General features: G+C 42.5%; 7 protein-coding genes. All 7 read left to right on the top strand.

Translation table 11 applies throughout. The annotated features are described in order from the left end of the window. Positions 1–213 precede the first annotated feature (213 nt). The 7 genes from SNE26_RS10095 (at position 214) to SNE26_RS10125 (ending at position 17865) form a co-directional block, all read left to right on the top strand. Complete coding sequence (locus tag SNE26_RS10095) at positions 214–807, top strand: sigma-70 family RNA polymerase sigma factor (RefSeq protein WP_321559237.1); 594 nt, start codon at positions 214–216, stop codon at positions 805–807. A gap of 134 nt (positions 808–941) precedes the next feature. After that, entirely contained in the window at positions 942–2036 is a 1095-nt protein-coding gene (locus SNE26_RS10100) for a FecR family protein (protein WP_321559238.1), read from the top strand. A 173-nt stretch (positions 2037–2209) separates the two neighbouring features. Continuing rightward, positions 2210–5620, top strand: a complete 3411-nt coding sequence (locus tag SNE26_RS10105; RefSeq protein ID WP_321559239.1) for a TonB-dependent receptor — start codon at positions 2210–2212, stop codon at positions 5618–5620. Positions 5621–5639: 19 nt separating this feature from the next. Then, on the top strand, positions 5640–7442 hold the full coding sequence (locus SNE26_RS10110; protein ID WP_321559240.1) for a RagB/SusD family nutrient uptake outer membrane protein: 1803 nt from the start codon (positions 5640–5642) through the stop codon (positions 7440–7442). Positions 7443–7467: 25 nt separating this feature from the next. After that, positions 7468–9084, top strand: a complete 1617-nt coding sequence (locus SNE26_RS10115) for an endo-1,4-beta-xylanase (protein WP_321559241.1) — start codon at positions 7468–7470, stop codon at positions 9082–9084. A gap of 105 nt (positions 9085–9189) precedes the next feature. After that, positions 9190–10812: a DUF5597 domain-containing protein gene (locus SNE26_RS10120; RefSeq protein ID WP_321559242.1), complete on the top strand. Its 1623-nt coding sequence runs from the start codon at positions 9190–9192 to the stop codon at positions 10810–10812. 438 nt (positions 10813–11250) lie between these two features. Then, positions 11251–17865, top strand: coding sequence for a cellulose binding domain-containing protein (locus tag SNE26_RS10125; protein WP_321559243.1), 6615 nt, complete (start codon positions 11251–11253; stop codon positions 17863–17865). Positions 17866–17875 lie beyond the last annotated feature (10 nt).

Consider the following 17875-nt stretch of genomic DNA (forward strand, 5'->3'; position numbering starts at 1 on the left):
TCTTTAAACCATTTCAATTGAGCGATATTATTTCGGTACAGTAATATAAATATTTTGAATATCCGCTGTTTCGCAATCGATTGTTTCTATAAAAGAAATTTTTACTTTTATTTTAATTATAAACCAGAAGGCTCACGATGTTTGTTCGTTTACTGTTATAACAATACAAATCAAACTGACAGGGCTTTGCGATTATTTTGAGAACGATCAGAAATGTATAAACAAACAACTTCACCACAATTAAGTGTCGCCAAGCTATGGAATAACTTTAGGGCGGGTGATGAAAATGCTTATACATGTCTGATGCGAAACTTTGCCGGTCCGCTATTTAAATATGGTATGCGCTTTGTATCCAACAGTGATTTTATCAAAGACTGCATACAGGATGTTTTTTTTGAACTATGGAACCGCCGCGAACGAATAAACCATACCGAATCTGTAAAATCATATCTATTTAAAGCATTGCGACTGCGTATATTCCGCGAACAATCAAACTGGAAGTACGCCGAACCTTTGAACGACAATTACGAGTTTCTAATTGAATTTGACATAGAAACATCTTTAATAGAAGTTGAATCATCACAAGAGATAAAATCAAAGCTTGAAAATATATTAAATAATCTTCCGCGCAGACAAAAAGAAATTTTATACCTGCGTTTTTACGAAGGTATGGATCAGGACCGTATAGCCCAGGTGATGGGCCTTAACCGCCAATCGGTATATAACCTGCTGCATGAAGCCATTAACGGCCTAAGAAAGCACTGGTTTAAAGAGGCGTCCATCTTATTATTGCTGCTTCTAAAGTAACTTTAAAAGGCCCGTTTGGGTTCTTTTTTTCTCCCTCAAGAAAAAAATAAAAAAACTTCGATTTTTTACAGTAGACTTTTCCCTTTTCGGAATATATACTATTGTAGAGCCAATTATAGTATAAACCCAATTTTATGCTTAACAATAATTACGATAAGGTAGAAGATTTCTTATTAGACGATTCCTTTGTGGAATGGGTTTTGGGCGAATCGAAGACATTGGATAGCTATTGGAGAAATTTCATTACCGATAATCCGGATAAAGCCGGTAATTTGAACCATGCACGTGATATTGTGCTCTCGGTAAAAATAAGACCGGTGCCTGATCTATCAGACCCGGATATTGATCAAATCATCAGCAATGTTCAGCATAAACGTAAGTTTACTATTCCAGAACCAGAAAAGCCTGAAATTAAAAACCTTTGGAGCATCGCCCGTAACCTGATGCGCTATGCCGCGATTATAGCAACCATTATGGTAGTAAGTTGGTTGGGATATTCGCATTTTAAAAATACACCCGAAAAACTTAGCCAGGTAGGCAACTCAAATACGCCGCTGCAACGTGTAATAAACGAAACATCGCTCAATATGCTCGTGAAATTGCCCGATCATAGTTCGGTTATATTGAAACCATACGCGCAACTAACCTATCCTGTAGTATTTTCCGATAAAAGCAGGGAGGTACATTTAACCGGAGAGGCATTTTTTGAGGTTACTAAAAATCCTCGCAGACCATTTTACGTGCATAGCAATGAGCTGACGGTGCGCGTTGTAGGCACCAGTTTTACTGTTAAGGCTTATCGAGGCGATAAAAAATTCAATGTAATAGTGAGCACCGGCAAGGTGCTGGTTACAGTTAATATTCCCGGCTCAAGAATCAACAGCCATAGCATTTTACTTACCCCCAACCAACAGGCGGTTTTGTATCGTAAAAACATGCTTTTAGAAGAAGCCGATATAAAAAAACCTTTATTGTTATCTAAACAATCAACTCAAATACACTTCAATTTTGTAGGCACGCCTTTTTCAAAAGTCATATCAACAATTGAAGAGGCATATGGAGTTAAAATAAATTATAACGAAAAGGTGATGGGTAACTGCCCACTCACCGCGTCATTAGTTGATCAGCCGCTTGATGAAAGGTTGCACCTAATATGCAAAGCGGTTGAAGCCGAATATAAAATTGCCGATGGGACTATTACGATAGAAGGCAAAGGATGTAATAATTAACCAATTAATATAAACCTAAACGAAAACTATGTAAAAAGAAAAAGCCCCTTTAAATCAATCGGCAGTGCTCTAACACTGCCGATAAGATAGTTTCTCCCAGTGTTATGCATAACGACCAAATGGTTGTCTGGGAATTTTTTTGTCGAATTTTTTAAATCCTACTTACCAAAGTTATGAAAAAAAAACATTTACTCTTTGCAATTATGCAGATATCATTTATTCAAATCGCGCTATGCCTCACCCTTGTAGGTGAGGCTGTAGCAAGTAATACAAAGGGCCAGGTTTTGGAGCGGAAAATATCCGTTGCTATTCAAGACCAGGAATTAAGTAAAGCATTGATATCGCTTGAAAAAGTAGCTGATATTACATTTGTTTATAGTCCCGCGCTAATATCAAGTGAGCGTAAGGTAACCTTAAATTACAACAATGCACCGTTGGTAAATATACTCAACGAGCTTTTTGCATCTCAAAACATCAAGTATGAGATATCGGGCAATACAATCGTATTAAACCGTATAATTAACGGCAGCACCGATAAAACTATAATAACAGAAATTGCGCAGTCCATTGCCGTAACAGGTAGGATAACCGATGAACGTGGTGAACCCATCGTAGGTGTCAGCATTCTTGTGAAAGGGACTATAAATGGCACGACTACCGATATTAACGGTAAATTCAACATCAATGTAGCCAACGCAGCGGCGGTACTTCAGTTTAAATACATCGGCTACGAAACAAAAGAGGTTACTGTTGGCAATCAAACTGTTATCAACATCTCGTTAATACCTTCGGCAAAAAGCCTTAACGAGATTGTGGTAATTGGCTATGGTACACAAAAAAAGCGCGATGTAACGGGCTCTGTAGTATCAGTAAGTGGGAACACGCTGCGCGAAGTACCTGTAGCCAATATATCACAGGCACTCCAGGGCCGTGCATCTGGTGTTGAGGTACAGGCTGTAGGTACAAGGCCGGGTGCCGGAGCCCAGATCAGGATACGTGGCGATAGGTCGATAACAGCCGGTAACGACCCGCTTTTTGTTTTAGACGGTATACCTTATAGCGGTACATTGAATGATATTAATCCCGATGATATCGCTTCGATAGATATTTTGAAAGACGCCTCGGCAACGGCCATTTATGGTTCAAGGGGTGCCAACGGTGTTATCCTGGTAACAACCAAACGCGGCGCTGTAGGCGATACAAGAGTTAATTTAAGCAGTTATTATGGTATTACCGGTGTTACCTCTAAATACAAGGTGTATAATGCCGATCAATACCGGGCACTGCGCGATCTTTCAATATATACTCAGGGTTACACATCCGATGAGTTACAGGGTATTTCCACCGGCAGAAACACCGATTGGCAAGATCTTTTATATAAAAACGGCTTTACCACTGATCATAATCTCACTATATCCGGTGGCAGTGAAAAAAGCCAGTATTCAGTTGGCGGTGGGTTTTTTAAACAAACTACCGTTTTACCCGGACAGGATTTTACCCGGGGCACTATGAAAATCACCTTGGACTGCAATGCTACTAATCGTTTGAAAGTCGGTTTTAACAGTTTACTAAATTATAATATCACACACGGTTCACAGTTCCCGGCTAACGTTTTCCCGCTGCTTACATTAAGCCCACTATCATCGCCCTACAATGCTGATGGTTCTATCAATATTAAACCAGCAGGTAATACCGATGATTTAAACAACACCTATAATCCATTGCTTTTGCGGAGTAATCCAAATGCGTCTGTTGACCTTGTTCGTCGCTTTCATGCATTTAACAGTTTATATGGCGAAGTGAAGATCACCGATGGTTTAAAATATCGCCTTAATGTCGGTTTAGATTTTCAACAGGAAGAAGGTGATCAATTTCAAGGAACCGACAGTTATTTCAGACCGGGAACCTATAATACGGCAAGCGTAAACAATACCAGTACGACCAAATATAGTTTGGATAATTTACTTACCTATGAAAAAACTTTTGCCAAAAAACACAGGGTAAGTGTAACTGCTTTATTTGGATATGAGCAGGAACAATCGCATAGCACCTATGTAAGAAAAGATTCAATCACTGCCGATTTTGTCCAGTTTTACAACCTTGGGCAATCATCGGTAACACCGGCACCCATTTTAAGTGGCAGCGAATCAACATCTACACTTGTGGCCATGATGCTCAGGGCTAATTATATTTATGATGATAAATATATGATCACGCTTACAGGCCGCACTGACGGATCGTCGCGTTTAGGCGAGGGCAATAAATATAAATCATACCCCGCAGTTTCGGCTGGCTGGGTTATAAGCCGCGAAAAATTCATGCAACAGTTTTCTGTGATTTCTAATTTAAAACTCAGGGCCGGTTTTGGTGTTACCGCCAACCAGGGTATAAGTGCCTATCAAACATTAGGCGGCCTTTCATCGGTTAACTCAAGCATACCGGGTACTCCACAGGTACGTTATAATTACGGCACAACGGTTGTTAACGGTTATTATATAAGCCGTATAGTTGACCCTAACCTGGATTGGGAATATACAAAGACTGCAAACATAGGTCTTGATTTTGGGGTATTGGGCGACCGCGTTACGGGTAGTGTGGAATATTATAATGCCAATACTACAAAACTGCTATATGGAGTATCATTACCTCCAACATCGGGTATTACCGATCCTTATTTAACCAATGTTGGTAACGTAAGAAACACAGGTATGGAGTTTTCCATATCAAGCCAAAATATTACCGCGAAAAAAGGAGGTTTTACCTGGAGCACCGATCTGAATTTCTTTTTTAACAGAAACAAGCTGATCGCCTTAAATGGCAGTGTAACGCAGGTTATAAACAACCAATTATTTGTTGGCCAACCACTGAGCGCTATTTATGACTATAAAAAGCTGGGAATATGGCAGTTAAATGAAGCAGCCCAGGCTGCCAAATATGGTTTCGTTCCCGGACAAATTAAACTGGAAGATCATAATGGCGATGGTAAACTTGACGTAAACGATAAATATGTAATCGGCAATGCTCAGGCCAAAATACAAGGTGGCATAACAAACCGGTTTAATTACAAGGGATTTGATTTTACCTTTGTATTATATGGCCGTTACGGTGGCACCTTAATAAGCCAGGTATATCAGCCTCTGGCTGGATACACTACAATTAACGACGGCCGACGTAACCAGGTGGCTGTGGATTACTGGACACCAACAAACCCTACCAATTTTTATCCATCGCCTAATGTAGCCGGCGGCGCTATATCGTCGCCGTTAACCAGCGATGCGGGCAGTACCCTTGGTTATTTTGATGCAAGCTTTATAAAGGTACGAACCATTACATTGGGATATAACGTGCTTAGCAAATGGGCTAAAAAAATAGGCACTCAAAACATCAGGGTGTATTTATCCTCAGAAAATCCGTTTATCCTGTTTTCACCATACGTACGTGCGGGTGGTATAGATCCGGAAGCTACCGGCACAGGTAATCAGGGCGTGCAAGACCCAGGTAATATATCAACCCGGGCCCTAACCATCGGCGTAACAACCCCATCAACCAAGTCATTTATTGCAGGTTTAAATATTACCTTATAATCATTTAACCATTCAAATCATGAAATCAAAATATTTAATACACATTGCATTTCTGCTTATCACATTGATAATTGGAACCAGTTGTAAAAAGCAACTGATTGAGCATCCATATACTTCATTTACAACTGATTACTATAAAACTGCCGACGGATTGCAATCGGCAATAAACTCGGTTTATGCCAATATGCGTTATGATTTTGGCCCTGTAGGTGCCGAGGCTTTGGGCAATGTAGGTACCGACGAATTTACCTACGGTGACCAGGTGGCCAGTTCGGGCCAGTTTCTTGAATTAGGCAGTTATCAGATACCTGCAACAAATGGCGCCATATTAACGCCATGGAACAGAAACTACAATGGCATTAACCTTTGTAATGCTATTTTAAAATTTGCCCCCGGTGTATCAATGGATGCTACCAAAAAGAATGTGATTATGGCCGAGGCGCATTATTTAAGAGCCCATCTTTATTTATTACTGGTAGAAAACTTCGGTGCCGTACCGCTTGACCTTGGTTCGGGCGACTTGCAATTTACCGACGTGCCTTATTACGGTTTTAACCGTTTACCTTTTGCAGATATCCTGAAGAAAGATTACCAAGCTATGATCGATGATCTCACCTTTGCAACCCAGAATCTGCCTGTGCAACGCCCAACAAATGCCTTTAAATTATCGCAGGCCGCGGCATTGCATTTATTAGCTAAAGTTTATTTGTTCAGGGCATACTCTACCGCTAAAGACCCAGCCGACTTTTCCAATGCCTATAATACGGCAATGAAGTTAATTAACAATCAGGCTACCTATGGTGTAGGTCTTTTACAGGATTACGGACAAGTACACCAGCAAGGTAATGATTATAATAAAGAAATATTGTACTCGGTTGAGCGCCTTGCCGAAAATAACTCAGCGAACGAAGACCTTAACCCAAGTACTGATTTCGCCAATAAAGTAAATATTGCAGGTAATCTATTTCAATGCTTGTACCAAAACGTGGCATCAGTTGGCGGGGTAACATTAATAGATGACAGGCCATTACCCTATATGCGCCCTTTGCGCGAACTTGCGCCTACATTATATGTTAACAATGTCGCCTTTGCCGATAAGTTTAATGACAGTCGTTACGATAACACTTTTCGGGTGATGTGGCGCGTGGCTACTTTACGTACCGGTACTGATCTTTCGACTTTCATCACTAAACTTGCTAACGTTGGCTTTAAAATTGGCGATACTGCTATTTATTTGCCTCCTACTGATGCACGTGCAACCCAACTGGTTGCGGCGGGCAAAAAATATCTTTGTGAAGGCCCGAGTAAATGGTGGAACAACCAAACCAAAGCAAGTTTTCAATATCCAAGTGTTAAAAAATATGACGATAGCGTTCGTGCCAATTTCCAGGATGTCTCGGGCAGACCATTCGTTGTTGCTAAACTTTCAGAAACTTATTTAACTGCAGCCGAAGCGGCTATGCAGGATGGACACCCTGCCGATGCCGTTACGCTGATAAACGTTTTGCGTACACGCGCAGCCTACCGTCCAGGTTTAACCGCAACCGATCTGGCAGCACGTATAGCAGCAAATCAGATTACATTATCGCAAATAAATCTTGATTTTATATTGGATGAACGAACAAGAGAGCTTTGCGGCGAATGCATCCGATGGCCAGATCTTGCAGTTAGAAATAAGCTCGTAGACAGGGTTCAACGTTATAATCCAGATGGTGCAGCACATGTTGCTATGTTCAACAATGTTCGTCCTATTCCGCAAAGCCAGATAAACGCAACAGTTGATCCAGCAGGTAGTGCCCAATATCAAAACCCTGGCTATTAATTGATTATTTAAAGGAAACAAAATCATGAAAAGAAAACTAATGATACCTGGCTTATTAATAGCCATCGCAGCAATATCATCATGTAAAAAAGAGTTTTATAACGGTGCGAACAGCACAATTACAAATACTTTTGCTGATACTACGGGCCCGCTGAAGTCGATCGGAATCATACCTATCGGCATGGCCATTGATTACGACTTTATCGCCAATACTTATGGCGACAGGAATATAGTAATACGCGAAGCCAATACTGTAACCTTTGGTTATACTATGAAACACGGAGCCATTGTGCAAGCCGATGGCTCGTTAAACTTTACCCGGGCCGATGCTTTGTTGGCTAACGCAAATGCAGCTGGCTTACAGGTACATGGCCACACGTTGTGCTGGCATCAAAATCAAAACGGTACCTACCTGCGTTCGTTGATACCTGGTAGTGCAGGTAACACCGTGCCTAATTTATTGGTAAATGGTGATTTTGAGTCAAGTGCATCTTTAACCAACTGGTCAGTATATAACGGAGGTTCTGCGTTCGGTATAACTACCACAGCTGCCGAAATACATGCTGGCACGAGAGCGTTAAAAGTGGTAAACCCATCAGATAATCCCGGCGCTCAATATAAAGTTCAGCTGGCCAGCGATCTGTTTGTTACCACAGTGGGTAAAACTTACAATGTATCGTACTGGATCAAATCGGCCACCACAGGTGGTTCGGTGCGTTTTTCAACTCAGCCAACCGCGTCTTATCAGGGTGATCAAACAACGAGCACATCATGGACACAGATCAACTGGTCTTTTGTGGCTAAAGATGCTTCTACAAGATTAATGATTGATATCGGGTTAAAAGCAAATACTTATTTTATTGATGATATACAGGTAACCGATGCCAGCTTATCAACACCATTGCCACCGGCAGCAGCCGCAGCCAAAATTGATACTGCTTTAAAAACCTTTATCACCGGTATGGTTAATCATTTTAAAAGCAAAGTACACTCGTGGGATGTTGTTAACGAGCCTATCAACGATAACGGGACAGTGCGTGTTGGCCCATATGTAGCCGGCACTGATGCTACTGATACTTTTTACTGGGGGCAGTACCTTGGCAAAAGCTTTATTGCAAAAGCGTTTACTTATGCCAGCCAGGCCGACCCTACCGCGTTATTATTCATCAACGATTATAACCTCGAAGCGGGATCAACCAAAGTAGACAGCCTGGTAAAGATCATAAGCGACTTAAAAGCTGCCAATGTACCGATCCATGGAGTGGGTACGCAAATGCACAGTAATATAAACAGTTCGTATAATGATATTGATAACATGTTTATAAAATTGGCCGCAACAGGGTTAAAAGTGCGTATATCTGAACTGGATGTGGCACTAAACCCTAACAATAAATCGATGGATGTTACATCATCGCCAACGCTTTATAATTTACAGGCCAATATGTATAAATACATTATACAATCGTACATCAAAAACGTACCTGCCGCGCAGCGTTATAACATTACCATCTGGGGCGAGCTTGATCCGTATAGCTGGATTGTAACTAACCAGAAAAAGAACGACGCGCCCTTACTTTTTGATAAAAATGCCAAGAAAAAACCAGCCTACGGTGCTGTCGTTCAGGCATTAAAAGGGCAATAACAACGCATGCATTATTTATTACTGCTCTGTTAAAATGGCTGCCTGTTATACGGCAGCCATTTTAATGTTTGTATACATTATATATTATAATATAATTCTTCTATAATGAAAAAATACTTCATCGTCACTGCTATCATCATTTTAGGCATTTCAACCCTAAAGGCTCAAAACACCGATCAAAACATGCCTCGGTTGGTAAAAAAGGGGCAATCGGTGCAGCTTTGGGTTGATAACAAGCCTTTTCTAATTTTAGGTGGCGAATTGGGCAATTCCAGCGCATCAAGTGCAGATTACATGAAACCTATTTGGCCCAAACTCAAAAAAATGGATGTCAATACGGTTTTTACGCCGGTGTATTGGGAGTTAATGGAACCTGCCGAGGGAAAATTTAACTTTAGGTTGCTTGACGATGCTATTTTAAGCGCCCGCAAAAACAATATCAAACTGGCATTGCTATGGTTTGGCAGCTGGAAGAACAGCATGTCGTGCTATGCACCTGCATGGGTAAAAACCAACATACTCAGGTTTCCGCGGGCCGAAGACAAGAACAACGTTAAACAGGAAATATTAACGCCCTTTAGCAAAAACAATTTACTGGCCGATAAACAGGCCTTTGTTAAGTTATCGGAACATCTTAAAACCTTTGATGGCAAGATGCACACCGTTATTGCCATACAGGTTGAAAACGAAATAGGCATGTTACCCAATGCACGCACTTATGATGCTGGTGCGAACCGTGCTTTTAGGCAAACTGTTCCGCAGCTATTATTAAACTATTTAAAAAACAATAAAGATAATTTATTACCCGAAACCAAGGCGATATGGGCCGGCAATGGTTATCAAACATCCGGTAACTGGGAAGAAATATTTGGCAAAAGCCTGGCCACCGAAGAATTATTTATGGCTTGGTATTACGCGCGATACGTAAACGAAATTGCGCAGGCGGGTAAAAAAGCGTATAACCTGCCAATGTACCTTAATGCGGCATTAAATGCGCCGGGCAAAAAACCGGGCGAATACCCAAGCGCCGGGCCGCTGCCACAGGTAATGGATGCATGGAAAGCCGGTGCGCCTGCGATAGATATTTTTGCTCCTGATTTTTATAACCCCGATTTTAAACATTGGAGCGATTTGTACACTCGTTCGGCAAGCTCGTTATTTATACCCGAAATACGTTTTGAACCAGGCGTAGATGCCAAGGCCTTTTTTGCATTTGGCAATTATAACTGCATTTCGTTTTCGCCTTTCTCGATAGAATCAACACAAAAACCCGAAGCCGAGCCAATTGGCAAAACCTATCATATTTTAAAACAGGTAACGCCGCTTTTAACCAGGTACAACCACGCTGATGCAATAAGAGGTTTTTTATGCAATAAAGATTCATCGGCACAAAAAACCACATTGGGCAATTATGTTTTAACCATAACGCACGAATATAAACTTGGATGGGAAGTCGGAGCCAAAAACCCCGTATGGCCACAAACGGGCGTCCTTATTATTAATACAGCGCCCAACGAATATTATGTAGCCGGTACCGGGGTGGTGATAACCTTCGAACCTGTTTTAAAAGGCAGGGCAGGTTTTCTCAGTATTGACGAAGGCTCGTTTATAAACGACCAATGGGTGCCTCGACGACGCATGAACGGTGATCAGGATCATCAGGGCAGGCATGTGCGCATTCCGGTTGATGAGTACAGCATTCGACACGTAAAATTATATAGTTATTGAATAGACGGATTTAACAAGATTGCTTGATTTTTTTAGAAGAATTGTTTTCAAAATGCTGTTTTAAGTTAAGCATTTATGATTTGCGCAGATCGTCAGTTGATAATAATCCATGCAAATGTTCGCTCTTCGCTCTGATGTCGGTAAGCATTTAAAAAATGCTATCGCTCAAATTGCATAAGATAATTTGTCATAACAATTGAGTTTATTGCTAATGTACAATTCGTACTTATCCAACCAGTAATGATGGCTTTTTCCAGCTTTTGAGCATTAGCTTATTTCTTTATCCACTTTTAACAGTTTTTTGGTTATAAATCCCCCTTATTAGCCCCCAATCCCCCCTTTGCCTTTTTTCCAAATGGAGGTATTTTCATTCCCGATAAACACGTAAGCTTCAGCTTTAATTATTTATAAACCAGTTAATTTAATACTTATCGAATTATGAGATCAGAACCTCTACCCTGTAGTTTTGTAATTACACAGTCGGCAACACACCGCTATGATTACCGGAACAGTGCCATTTTTAAATATGGCACCATGCTGCTTTTGGCCCTATTGTTTTTAACGCAATATAGAGCACATGGGCAGACATTTGTACATCCTGGAGGGCTGCATAGCCAAAGTGATCTTGACAGGATGAAAACTAAAGTGGCAGCGGGAGCACATCCGTGGATAGACAGTTGGAATTTGCTCATTGCAGATAGTCGGGCTCAAAATAATTATGCGGCTTCACCACAATCCAACATGGGGGTAAACCGGGTACGTGCGCAGCAGGATGCGAGTGCAGCCTATCTTTGTGCCCTACGATGGTATATTTCCGGAGATACAACATATGCAGCTTGCGCTGTCCGAAACCTGAATGCATGGTCATCAAGGGTTAATCAAGTGCCCACCGGTGCTGATATTCCCGGGTTGATTGGTATTCCAATTTTTAACTTTGGTTTGGCTGCTGAAATATTGCGTATGTATCCGGGGTGGTCTAAACCGGATTTCGACCAGTTTAAAAGTATGATGACCACCTACCTTTATCCGGTTGTTAATGATTTTCTTACCAATCATCGTGGTACTTGCGACAGTCATTATGCTGCTAATTGGGATGCCTGTTCTATTGGAGCAGTTATGACCATGGGGGTATTATGTGATGATACGGCAAAATTTAATCAAGGGGTAAATTATTTTAAATATGGTAATGGCAACGGCAGCATTAAGAATGCGGTTTATTATGTACATCCTGGTAACTTGGGGCAATGGCAGGAAAGTGGAAGAGATCAAGGACATGCTTTGTTAGGAGTAGGTTTTTTGGCCTACGTAGCACAGGTAGCCTGGAATCAAGGTGTAGATTTATTCGGTTATGACAACAATAGACTTTTGGCCGGGGCTGAATATGTGGCTAAGACCAATTTATGGGAAGATGTCCCGTTCAAACCGTATAATAATTGTGATAACAATAACCATTTCTATATAGCTGAAAATGGTCGCGGCGCGATTGGCAACAGGCCATTTTTTGAGTTACTATATAATCATTATAACGTTTCCAATGGCTTGGATGCCCCGAGTGTCAAAGCGATGGCCCAACTTCTGCGGCCGGAAGGGGGCGACCAGGACCACTTAGGTTATGGGACGCTGACATTTACACTTGATGCCACCACATCACCTTATCCTGCTTCTCCGGTTCCGCCAGTTCCTGCCAATGTCAAAGCAACGGCAGGAGTTTCAAGGATTACTTTGGATTGGAACACATCCAGCGGTAACACGGCGCAGGGCTATAATGTGCTCCGATCAACATCCAGCGGAGGACCTTACACATCTGTAGCATCCTGGACGGGTAATACTACTCCCCAATATATTGATGTAAACGTGGTGAATGGACAGACCTATTACTACGTTGTGCAAGCAGTTAACCAGGCAGGAACAAGCGCTAACTCCACTGAAGTTAACGCAAAACCGGCCGCAGCCGGCTCCTTACCATCCGGATGGGCGATGAAAGACATAGGAACAGTCAGTACAGCCGGGACAGCTGGCTATGCGAATGTAAGTAACAATACTTACGTGTTGAGTGGTTCCGGTACAGGAATAGGCGGTACAGCAGACAGCTTTAGCTTCACTTATAGCAAGGCGAGTGGAGATGTTACCATAATCTCAAGGCTGATCAGCATTGCAGGAACATTGGGTAAAACGGGGATTATGATCCGTGAATCCCTCGATCCGCAGGCAAAGGCATTTTTAATGAAGTTAGGTGATACGGGATGGCGGATTGCGGGATGTGGTTCCAGATCAACCACGGGAGGAAATATGTCGTACACTGATGGAGATCAATTTACATGGACACCGTTTTGGTTGAAAATCCAACGAGCCGGGAATGTTTTTACGGCTTCACAATCTTTAGATGGTACTACATGGTTTACAGTCGCGACCAGTACTATTGCCATGTCCGATACCTTTTATATTGGCATGGAAACCTGTTCAGGAAGCAGTACCGGGGCCGTGAACAATTCGGTTTTCGATAATGTTTCTATTATAGGAGGTGGCAATGCACCTATAGCTCCGGCCTCTCTGATCGCCAACGGTGTAGGTAGCACACAGATTAAGGTAACCTGGAATGCAACACCCGGAGCGGCGGCCTATAACATAAAACGCTCTACTACAAGCGGAGGTCCTTATTTGAGCATTGCCACCGGAGTGACGGATACCACGTATTTGGACACCAAGTTATCCTGGTCCACAAATTATTACTATGTTGTAACGGCCGCTAACGTTGCTGGGGAGAGTGCGAATACGGCAGAGGCCAATGCTATGACCCAGGCCCCAGGTATCCCTCCTGCACCAGCCGGAATAAGCGTAGTACCGGGAGATGGCAATGTTGTACTAACATGGAATTCCTCGACAGATGCAACCACTTATTCCGTTAAGCGTTCTGTTCAAACAAGCGGGCCTTATACAATTATCGGAAGTACAACAACCACGAATTATAAAGATTCCACCACTGTGAATGGAACTGTTTATTTTTATGTTGTATCAGCTACAAATGTTACGGGGGAAAGTGTAAACTCCGCTGAAGTCAGCGCAAAACCGGCTGTAGGTCCTTTTAGTTACTATGCCTTTGACTCTACCAGCGGCACAACGGCTATCGATTCCTGGAACAACCGAAATGGAACACTTAGTTCGGGAGCTACCTGGGTAACGGGTGCAATTAATAATGGTGTACGCCTTGATGGATCAGCTAATGGCTATGTAACCTTGCCGACCGGTATAGTTAGTACCTTGAATGATTTCACAATATCTACATGGCTTAAGCTTGATGCAACGGCTAATTGGGCGCGTTTGTTTGATTTTGGTTCGGGTACAACCTCGTATATGTACCTTAGCCCTAAAAACGGGAATAATGGTTTTCTGCGATATGCAATAAATACTGGTTCCGGTGAACAACAATTAAATAGTTCTGCGGTTATCCCTACCGGAACGTGGGTGCATCTTGCTGTCACCCAATCAGGTAATACCAGTATTTTATATGTTAACGGAACTGAGGTCGGTCGAAATACAGGAATGACTTTGAAACCGGCAAGTTTGGGCAACAGTACTCAAAACTGGATCGGGCGTTCTCAATTCACATCAGATCCGAAATTAGCCGGTACCGTCGATGATTTTAGAATATACGCGCGTGCACTAACTGCAACAGAAATAACCGCATTAGTAAATGCACTTGCTCCCCCTGCACCTGCAAGCCTCACAGCGTCCGGAAGTAACAAGGTGTCTTTAAATTGGGCCGCTTCGAATAGTGCTACAAGCTATAGTATTAAAAAATCAACGGTTAACGGAAGCGCCTATACAACAATAGCTACCGGAATTACACAAACGAATTATGTAGATTCCCTGACAACATCCGGCGGACCCTATTATTACGTGGTAACGGCAACTAAAGGGTTATTTGAAAGCGCGCCATCTCCGCAGGCTTCAATTGTACTTACACCTGCCATTCCAAATAACGTAATTGCTACAAGTTGGAACGGACGGATAGATTTAAGTTGGAATCCGGCAAATGGAGCTACTAATTATAATATTAGTAGAGTAGACGACGACACCTACACGCCTATAGCTACTGTAAGTAGTTTAAACTATAGTGTGACTGGACTGGACAACGGGGAACCATTTTCTTATGTAATAACAGCTACAAATAATGCGGGAACCAGCGGTTATAGCGCTCCGGGCACGGCCACGCCGGTAAGCACGCCAGTTGTTAATAACTGGCTGCATACAGACGTTGGAACAGTTGTGCAATCTGGAAATGCAGGTTATAGCGGAGGCATTTCAATATACGGTTCAGGAGCTGACATTTGGGGAAACGCGGATGCGTTTCATTATACCTATCAATCTTTATCGGGAGATGGTGCAATTGTAGCCCGGGTGGCAACAATACAAAATTACCTTTCTTCAACGGCAATTTCAGGCAACGCAAAAGCGGGAGTAATGATACGCGAATCTCTCGCAGCCAATTCAAAGCATGCAATGGTCGATGTCACCCCTACAGTTGGAATTGAGTTCTTGCGTCGTGCATCAACAAATGGAACATCTGCAAGTACAGGGGTAACCGGTACTTTTCCCAATTGGGTTAAATTGGTACGGAGCGGTAGCACTTTATCGGCATACAGTGCAATAGATGGCATTACCTGGCAACCTATTGGTTCACAGAGTATAAGTATGGCCTCTAATATTTACATAGGTCTTATAACTTGCAGCCATAATTCGGCAGTGGTAAGTTTGTCAAAGTTTGATACCGTGAGTATCGCATCTTCCTTGCCTCAAATAACAAGTAAAAGAACGGCGAGCGGAGTATATAATACGGTTTTTGCTGATACGATAAAATCAACGAACGCCACCTATCATTATAGTGCAAGCGGTTTACCCACAGGCTTAAATATGAATGCGGGGAATGGGATCATTGCCGGATCTCCATCTGTATCTGGTTCATTTTCAGTAGTACTACGTGCATATAACGCATTGGGAACGACTACTGACACTTTGTTGATAACAATTAGCAAAAAGAACCAAGATATTATATTCGCCTCTCTAATGGAGAAAAAAATTGGTGATCCCGATATTGACCCCGGAGCGACTTCAAGCTCCGGCCTGCCCGTTTCTTATAACAGTTCGGATTCTACCGTGGCGAGTATTATCAATGGAAAAATTCACATTAATGGTGCAGGCAGTGTCAATATTACAGCGTTGCAACCAGGTAATAACAACTACAATCCGGCAATACCCGTAAATCAAAACCTCATTATTCAAAAGCTTGATCAAACGGTCTCTTTTGCTGAAATAGGAACAAAGGTAATCGGCGACCAGGCATTTGATCCGGGAGCCACAGCATCCTCTGGTTTGCCGGTAACTTATACCAGTTCGGATACCACTGTTGCCATTATCGTAAACGGGATGGTTAATATTAAAGCGGCTGGGATAACCCAGGTTGCCGCATCCCAGGCCGGCAACGGAACTTATAATAGCACATCGCTGACAAAAGTATTAACCGTGATTAAAAAGACACAAACTATTGCATTTAGCGCTATAGGAAGCAAACGGCCTGGCGATGCTGATTTTGCGGTAACAGCCACGGCTTCGTCGGGCCTGCCTGTAAGTTTTGGCAGCAGCAACGGAAATGTGGCTACGGTATCAAACGGGCTTGTTCATATTAACGGGACCGGAACAACCATTATTACAGCAAGCCAGCCGGGCAATGCCATTTATAAAGATACCACGATTAGCCAAACGCTCACTGTTGTTCCGTATAACCTGCAGGTGCAGTATAAGGATGGCGATAACGGACAGCTTGTCAATACCATTGCCCGCCCGTTTGTGAAAATAGCAAATGCCGATTCGGTTGGAGTGGCTTACAGCGAATTAACGATGCGTTACTGGTTTACGGCAGAAAATTATGCAGGTATCAATACCTGGATAGATTATGCCCAATTGGGTAACAGCAACGTGAAACTAAAGTATGTTCAGCTTGCCCAGCCACGCAGCGGCGCATTAGGTTATATCGAATATAGCTTTGCCGTTACAGGCAGCCTTGCAGCCAATGCAAGTACCGGCGAAATACAATCCAGGTTTGCCAACCAGGATTGGTCTAACCTGAACGAGGCAGACGATTATTCATATGAGAATAACACCAGCTATGCCGCCAATAACCACATTACCCTTTACCGGAACGGCATGCTGATATGGGGAACTGAGCCGGCCGTAACATCGGCCGTTACAAGCCTGAATGTTGCTTATCAGAATCAAAACCAGGCGGGCACGGGCAATACCATCAGCACTTACCTGGCCATCAACAATACCGGGAACACACCGGTAGCCTTTGGCGACATCACCGCACGCTATTGGTTTACCGAAGAGGGTACGCAAAGCTTAAACTACTGGATAGATTATGCTAAAAAAGGTACCGGCAATATCAGCGGTAGCTTTGTAAAGGTGGATCCCGTACGTACCGGTGCCGATACTTATTTTGAAATCGCTGTGAACCCGGCAGCGGGCATGCTTTATCCTTTAAGTACATCGGGCAATATTCAATATCGTATTGCGAAATCCGACTGGTCTAATTTTAACGAATCCGATGATTACTCTTATATGGCAAAAGATATCATGAAAGAGAATAATCATATTACAATTTATTACCAGGGACAACTCATATACGGTACAGAACCATCGGCATCTGGACTCATGTCGTTAAAAAGCGCCTCGCTTGCAACAGTCCCACAGAAGTCCGAAATAAGCAGCGAGGGAATTGTCGTACATCAGGGCCTTTCACCAAACGGAGATGGCATTAATGACGTGTTAATCATAGAAGGTTTAACGGCCTACCCGGAAAACAAGTTAGTTATCATGGACCGTAACGGGGCTAAAGTATATGAAACCCAAGGATATGATAACAGTTCAAAAGTATTTGACGGCCATTCCAGTTTAAATGGGAATATGCAACAGCCGGGCACTTATTTTTATTCGCTGGACTATAAAACAAGTGAAGGAAATAAACATAAGACAGGTTTCATCATTATTAAATATTGATAACTGAGCA

Origin of the sequence: Mucilaginibacter sp. cycad4 (genome assembly GCF_034263275.1) — a bacterium.
GTDB lineage: Bacteria > Bacteroidota > Bacteroidia > Sphingobacteriales > Sphingobacteriaceae > Mucilaginibacter.

Coding starts and splice junctions, on each gene's coding strand:
- SNE26_RS10095 (WP_321559237.1), top strand. CDS start 214: ATGTATAAACAAACAACTTCACCACAATTAAGTGTCGCCAAGCTATGG.
- SNE26_RS10100 (WP_321559238.1), top strand. CDS start 942: ATGCTTAACAATAATTACGATAAGGTAGAAGATTTCTTATTAGACGAT.
- SNE26_RS10105 (WP_321559239.1), top strand. CDS start 2,210: ATGAAAAAAAAACATTTACTCTTTGCAATTATGCAGATATCATTTATT.
- SNE26_RS10110 (WP_321559240.1), top strand. CDS start 5,640: ATGAAATCAAAATATTTAATACACATTGCATTTCTGCTTATCACATTG.
- SNE26_RS10115 (WP_321559241.1), top strand. CDS start 7,468: ATGAAAAGAAAACTAATGATACCTGGCTTATTAATAGCCATCGCAGCA.
- SNE26_RS10120 (WP_321559242.1), top strand. CDS start 9,190: ATGAAAAAATACTTCATCGTCACTGCTATCATCATTTTAGGCATTTCA.
- SNE26_RS10125 (WP_321559243.1), top strand. CDS start 11,251: ATGAGATCAGAACCTCTACCCTGTAGTTTTGTAATTACACAGTCGGCA.